This window comes from Pseudomonas sp. P5_B2 (assembly GCF_056400445.1).
This window is the reverse complement of the sequence record NZ_JBFULH010000247.1, coordinates 1-6,383: the sequence shown is the minus strand read 5'-3', so window position 1 is coordinate 6,383 and position 6,383 is coordinate 1. Positions and strand designations below refer to the sequence as shown.

The 6,383-nt window shown below is 57.7% G+C and carries 8 protein-coding genes; all 8 read right to left on the bottom strand.

All coding sequences use genetic code 11. The features are described from left to right. Nucleotides 1-95 precede the first annotated feature (95 nt). A complete protein-coding gene (gene ispG / locus AC1DRJ_RS17315; protein WP_477803228.1) occupies nucleotides 96-1,205 on the bottom strand; it encodes a flavodoxin-dependent (E)-4-hydroxy-3-methylbut-2-enyl-diphosphate synthase in 1,110 nt (369 codons plus the stop codon). 3 nt (nucleotides 1,206-1,208) lie between these two features. After that, complete coding sequence (locus tag AC1DRJ_RS17310) at nucleotides 1,209-2,213, bottom strand: RodZ domain-containing protein (protein WP_477803227.1); 1,005 nt, start codon at nucleotides 2,211-2,213, stop codon at nucleotides 1,209-1,211. Then, entirely contained in the window at nucleotides 2,213-2,971 is a 759-nt protein-coding gene (gene pilW, locus AC1DRJ_RS17305) for a type IV pilus biogenesis/stability protein PilW (protein ID WP_477803226.1), read from the bottom strand. Before pilW ends, AC1DRJ_RS17310 begins: the two co-directional genes overlap by 1 nt. Before the next feature lie 18 nt (nucleotides 2,972-2,989). Next, nucleotides 2,990-4,132, bottom strand: a complete 1,143-nt coding sequence (gene rlmN / locus AC1DRJ_RS17300) for a dual-specificity RNA methyltransferase RlmN (RefSeq protein WP_477791543.1) — start codon at nucleotides 4,130-4,132, stop codon at nucleotides 2,990-2,992. Between the two features lie 28 nt (nucleotides 4,133-4,160). Next, nucleotides 4,161-4,586 carry a nucleoside-diphosphate kinase gene (gene ndk / locus AC1DRJ_RS17295; protein WP_477803225.1) on the bottom strand — a complete coding sequence of 142 codons (426 nt, stop codon included), beginning with the start codon at nucleotides 4,584-4,586 and terminating at the stop codon, nucleotides 4,161-4,163. 92 nt (nucleotides 4,587-4,678) lie between these two features. Beyond that, on the bottom strand, nucleotides 4,679-4,879 hold the full coding sequence (gene iscX / locus AC1DRJ_RS17290) for a Fe-S cluster assembly protein IscX (RefSeq protein ID WP_007903597.1): 201 nt from the start codon (nucleotides 4,877-4,879) through the stop codon (nucleotides 4,679-4,681). A gap of 14 nt (nucleotides 4,880-4,893) precedes the next feature. Next, nucleotides 4,894-5,235: an ISC system 2Fe-2S type ferredoxin gene (fdx, locus tag AC1DRJ_RS17285; RefSeq protein WP_110660899.1), complete on the bottom strand. Its 342-nt coding sequence runs from the start codon at nucleotides 5,233-5,235 to the stop codon at nucleotides 4,894-4,896. A 2-nt stretch (nucleotides 5,236-5,237) separates the two neighbouring features. Then, the coding region (locus AC1DRJ_RS17280) for an Hsp70 family protein (protein ID WP_477803224.1) at nucleotides 5,238-6,383 on the bottom strand (1,146 nt) is incomplete at its 5' end.

Sequence of the window (6,383 nt, the reverse complement as noted above, 5' to 3'; positions counted from 1 at the left end):
GAGTCTGTTCGGGCAGGATATCGTTCATGCCACGAATGGCTTGCAAAGACTTGCTCACAATAAATCCTTAAATTCGTTCGGCTCTTCAGTCCGGCTCAGCCACGCGCAATAACGGCAGCGTCAGCTTTGACCTTTTCGGCCGCTTTCTGGCGGATCAAGCGTTCAAGCTCATCCACCAGATTGTCATTCGTCAGTTTCTGCGACGGCTTGCCGTCGATGTAAATCAGGTTTGGCGTGCCGCCGGTCAAGCCGATATGGGCTTCCTTGGCTTCACCCGGCCCGTTGACCACGCATCCGATGACCGCGACATCCAGCGGCACCAGCAGGTCTTCGAGACGCCCTTCCAGCTCGTTCATGGTCTTGACCACATCGAAGTTCTGCCGCGAGCAACTCGGGCAGGCGATGAAGTTGATGCCACGGGAACGCAGATGCAGGGATTTGAGAATGTCGTAGCCGACTTTCACTTCCTCGACCGGGTCAGCCGCCAACGAGATGCGAATAGTATCGCCAATCCCTTCGGCGAGCAGCATACCGAGGCCCACGGCGGATTTCACTGTGCCTGAACGCAAACCACCCGCTTCGGTGATACCCAGGTGCAGTGGCTGGACAATTTCCTTGGCCAGCAGGCGGTAGGCTTCGACGGCCATGAACACATCGGAGGCCTTCACGCTGACCTTGAAGTCCTGGAAATTCAGGCGTTCGAGGTGCTCGACGTGACGTAGCGCAGACTCAACCAGCGCAGCCGGTGTGGGCTCGCCGTACTTCTTTTGCAGATCTTTTTCCAGAGAACCGGCGTTGACGCCGATGCGGATCGGAATCCCGCGGTCACGGGCGGCATCGACCACTGCACGTACACGGTCTTCGCGACCGATATTGCCCGGGTTGATCCGCAGGCAGTCAACACCCAACTCGGCTACGCGCAATGCGATCCGGTAGTCGAAGTGGATGTCAGCCACCAAGGGCACTTTGACCAGTTGCTTGATCTTGCCGAAGGCTTCGGCGGCATCCATATCCGGCACGGAAATGCGCACGATATCGACGCCAGCGGCTTCCAGGCGATTGATCTGAGCCACGGTGGCAGCAACGTCATTGGTGTCGCTGTTGGTCATGCTCTGCACAGCGATAGGCGCATCGCCGCCCACAGGCACGTTACCGACCCAGATCTTGCGGGATTCGCGACGTTTGATTGGAGATTCGCCGTGCATGACTTATTGACCCAACTTCAGGCGAGCAGTCTCGCCACTGGTGAACGGAGCGACATCAACCGCCTGACCGTTGTAGCTGATTTGTGCGCCACGGGCGAAGCCCAGACGCACGGTGAACGGCGGTTTGCCGCTGACGGAAACGCTATCGCCTTTACGCTTGAGGCCACTCAATAGCACCTTGCCGGCGCCATCGGTCACTTGCGTCCAGCAGTCGGCGGTGAACTTCAGCTGAACCTGGCCTTGGCCGGCCACTGGCGCTGTGTTAACTGGAGCAGGAGCAGTCGTAGCAACCGGAGCAGTCACTACCGGTACAACCGGAGTGGCCGGTGCTGCAACAACTGGAGCAACGTTGTGTGTCGGGGCAACTGGCGTCGGGGCTGTCGGTGCGACAACAGGCGCAGTTGCTGCAGATTCGGCCGGCGCCTCGGAGGAGGTTTCGGCTAGCGGCAACGCCAGCGGGGTAGCGCTTTCAGCCTGATCTTGCGCGACGGCCTGGTCTTCCGGCTCATCCAGCGGATGGATCTGGGTGGTGCCGTCAGCGCCTTCCACTTCAACGTGTTCCGGAGTCAGACTGATCAAATCCTTGGTGCGCAGCGACGTTTGATCCTGCCACCAGATAAATCCGCCACCAATGACCGCGACCAGCAACAACAGGCTGACAATACGCAAAATGGTATGGGAAACCCGCACCGGCTCTTCGATACGACCCAGGCTGTGCACGTTGCTGCCGTGGGAATCGGTGCCCGTCGATTGGTCGAACTGCTGGACAAGAACAGTCTGGTCCATGCCCAGCAATTTGGCGTACGCACGGATATAACCGCGAGCAAAGGTATGCCCAGGCAGCTTGTCGAAGGCGCCGGCTTCCAGATTGCTCAAGGAGGTGACAGTGAGGTTGAGCTTGAGGGCCACTTCGGCCAGCGACCAGCCATTGCTTTCGCGGACCTGGCGCAAAGTCTCACCGGGGTTAACGCGATTCGCTGCTACAACTTCGGGATGCGCCGCTTTCATCATTGCTCCGACAGGTATTGCTGATATTCCGGGGTACCGGGATAGAGTCGTTTTAGTTGCAGGCCCGCACTGGCAGCCTTGTTGCGATCATCGAACACTGTTGCCAGCCGAACGCCGAGCAATAGACTACGTGCATTTTGCTCCGCCAGCAGGCTAAAACGATCGTAATAGTCACGCGCGGGCACATAATGCCTGTCTTCGAAGGACAACTCAGCCATTTCGAGTAATGCGCGTGGCTGTTGGCGATTCAAACGCAGGGCTTTTTCCAGTTGCTGCTGCGCGAGATCACGCTCACCCAGCTTTGATGCGGTCATGCCCAGGTTCTCGAATACTCGCGAACGCTCAGGATACAGCGTATCGGCGGCGGCCTGTTCAAAGCGCTCGTACGCCTCTTTGTAACGTTTTTCCTCGAACAGAAAACTGCCGTAGTTGTTCAGGATTCGCGCTTCGTTGGGGCGGGAGGACAGCGCCTTGCGAAAATGCTGGTCTGCCAGTTCAGGCTCCATTTCAGCCTGAAACACCAACCCTAATGCCGCATTGGCATCCGGGTCCGAGTCATCCAGCTCCAACGCTTTTTTCAGCGGGACTTTAGCGCGTTCGGTCATGCCTTGTTGCAAGTAGCCCAAGCCCAGTTGCACGTAGGCAACACGCGCCTCATCACGGCCCTTGCTGGTCTTCATCGGATTGAAATCGCCCGACAGGACACAACCAGCACACAGGCTGGCCAACAGCAAAAGCAGCGCAAAGCGCAGGGACATAGAGATCCTCTCTTGAATTTATTTCGCGGCGTTTTGTGCCATATCGTTTTCGGCGCTCAACTCGCGCACGGCGATATAACGTTCGCTGCGACGGGTGCGATCCAGCACCTGCCCTACCAATTGGCCACACGCGGCATCGATGTCTTCACCGCGGGTGGTGCGTACGGTGACATTGAAGCCTGCATGGTGAAGCTGATCCTGAAACCGGCGAATCGCGTTGTTGCTCGGGCGCTCGTAACCGGAATGCGGGAACGGGTTGAACGGAATCAGGTTGATCTTGCACGGGATGTTCTTGAGCAACTCGATCATCTCAACGGCATGTTCAACCTTGTCGTTGATGTCCTTGAGCAAAGTGTACTCAATAGTGAGCACGCGCTTTTCGCCCAAGGACGACATGTAGCGCTGGCACGACTCAAGCAGCATCTTAAGCGGATACTTCTTGTTGATTGGCACCAATTGGTTTCGCAATGCGTCATTCGGTGCGTGCAGGGACAACGCCAGCGAAACGTCGATGTGCTTGGACAGCTCATCGATCATCGGCACCACGCCGGAGGTCGACAGCGTCACACGGCGCTTGGAAATGCCGTAGCCCAGGTCGTCCATCATCAGATGCATGGCCGCAACGACGTTGTCGAAGTTCAGCAGCGGCTCGCCCATGCCCATCATCACCACGTTGGTGATGGCACGGTCGGCGGTCGCCGGGATGCTGCCGAACGATTTATTGGCAATCCACACCTGACCGATGACTTCGGCGGCGGTGAGGTTGCTGTTGAAACCTTGCTTGCCGGTGGAGCAGAAACTGCAATCCAGGGCACAGCCTGCCTGGGACGAAACGCACAGAGTGCCGCGTTTGCCCTGGGGAATGTACACGGTCTCGACGCAGCTGCCGGACGCCACGCGCACCACCCACTTACGGGTGCCGTCGGTGGAAATGTCCTCGCTGACCACTTCAGGACCGCGAACTTCAGCAATCACCTTGAGCTTGTCGCGCAAGGCTTTGCTGACGTTCGTCATGGCGTCGAAATCATCGACGCCAAGGTGGTGAATCCATTTCATTACCTGACCGGCACGGAAACGCTTCTCCCCGATTGAGTCGAAGAATTTTTCCATTTCCTGTTGAGTCAGACCCAGCAGGTTGGTTTTTACAGTCGATGTAGTCATGGATTCACCTTCACTCTTAAGCCGTGGCTTACTGAGCGACTGCCTCTACAGCAGGGAAAAAGAAAGCGATTTCACGTGCAGCGGCAGCTTCCGAATCGGAACCGTGTACAGCGTTGGCGTCGATGGATTCAGCGAAGTCAGCACGGATGGTGCCAGCAGCAGCTTCTTTAGGGTTGGTGGCGCCCATCAGCTCGCGATTCTTGGCGATAGCGTCTTCACCTTCCAGAACCTGAACAACAACTGGACCGGAAATCATGAATGCAACCAGATCACCGAAGAAACCACGGGCGCTGTGCTCAGCGTAGAAGCCTTCAGCTTCTTCTTTGGTCAGTTGCTTCTGTTGCGAAGCAACAACTTTCAGGCCTGCGGTTTCAAAACGGGCAACGATCTGATCAGCAACGCCTTTTGCAACGGCGTCAGGCTTGATGATGGAGAAAGTACGTTGAACAGCCATGATGTAACTCCAGAAACGGTAATTTGCGAAAAATTAAACCCGCGAATTATACGCGGGTTCTCGGGTATTGCCTAACTGCGTACGGCGCAGACTCAGTCTGCTTCTTCGATCCAGGCGGCCTGAATGGCTTCAAGCACCTTCTCGCCACCGCGGGTCGGATCATCACTGAACTCCGGCAATGCCAGCACCCATTGGTGCAGATCGACGAAGTTCACGTAACGCGGATCCACTTCCGGCCTGGACTCAGCCAGCTGGATCGCGATTTCCAGCACATCAACCCATTTCAGACTCATGTCGCTTCCTTGAATCAGTGCGGCGCTTCAGCCGCATGGTTGAGCGAATATTTCGGAATTTCAACGGTCAGGTCTTCAGTCCCGACTTTGGCCTGACAGGCCAGGCGGGATTGAGCTTCCAGCCCCCAAGCCTTATCAAGATAGTCTTCTTCCAGCTCGTCAGCCTCTTCCAGCGAGTCAAAGCCTTCACGAATCAGGCAGTGACAGGTGGTGCAAGCGCAGACGCCGCCACAGGCACTTTCCATCTCGATATGGTGCTCATGCGCCAGTTCGAGGATGGACGTACCGGTCTCAGCCTCCACAACCATGCCTTCCGGGCAAAACTTCTCGTGTGGCAGAAAAATGACCTGCGGCATCGTTATTCCTCAATCTCATTCAGGTTGCGCCCCGCCAACGCGGCTTTCACCGTCGAGTCCAGGCGGCGGGCAGCAAAGGCGTCGGTCACTTGCGACAGACGCTTGGTCTGCAGCTCGATGGCGTAACCATCAGTACCTTTCATCAGTTCAGTCAATTCCTGCATCTGCAATTCGATGACCAGCCGCTCTTCGGCGTCGAGCAAGCGCTCACCATCAGCCTCCAGGGCAGCCTGTACCGCTTCGATCAGGCGCTGTGCATCGACCTGCTGCTCACGCAGCACACGGGCGACCTTGTCGTCGTTGGCGTGCTGGAACGAATCCTTGAGCATCTTGGCGATTTCGCCGTCGGTCAGGCCGTAGGACGGCTTGACCTGAATGCTCGCCTCAACGCCCGAACCCAACTCGCGGGCCGAAACGCTGAGCAGACCGTCGGCATCGACCTGGAAGGTCACACGTATCTTCGCCGCACCGGCCACCATCGCCGGAATGCCGCGCAATTCAAAGCGCGCAAGGGAACGGCAGTCGCTGATCAGCTCGCGTTCGCCCTGCAACACGTGGATCGCCATGGCCGACTGGCCATCTTTGTAGGTGGTGAAGTCCTGAGCACGAGCGACGGGGATGGTGGTGTTGCGCGGAATCACCTTCTCCATCAGACCGCCCATGGTTTCCAGCCCCAGGGACAACGGAATCACGTCGAGCAACAGCAGTTCATCGCCATCGCGCTTGTTGCCAGCCAGCGTATCGGCCTGGATCGCAGCACCGATGGCCACCACTTGATCCGGATCGATTTCAGTCAGGGGCTGACGACCAAAGGCTTCAGCGACAGCTTCGCGAACGCGAGGTACGCGAGTCGAGCCGCCAACCATGACTACCGCATGCACTTCGTCCAGCTCAACACCGGAATCGCGTACTGCGCGGCGGCAGGCTTTCAGGCTGCGAGCGACCATCGGCTCGATCAACGCGTCGAATGCTTCGCGGGTCAACTCGGCTTTCCAGTCGCCATGAGCCACTTCGACCGACGAGGCATTGGTCAGCGCTTCTTTGGCAGCACAGGCCGTTTGCAGCAGTTGACGCTGCGCGCCGGGATCGAGGTTGGCGGACAAACCGGCGCTCTCGATGATCCAGCCAGCGATCGCGTGATCGAAGTC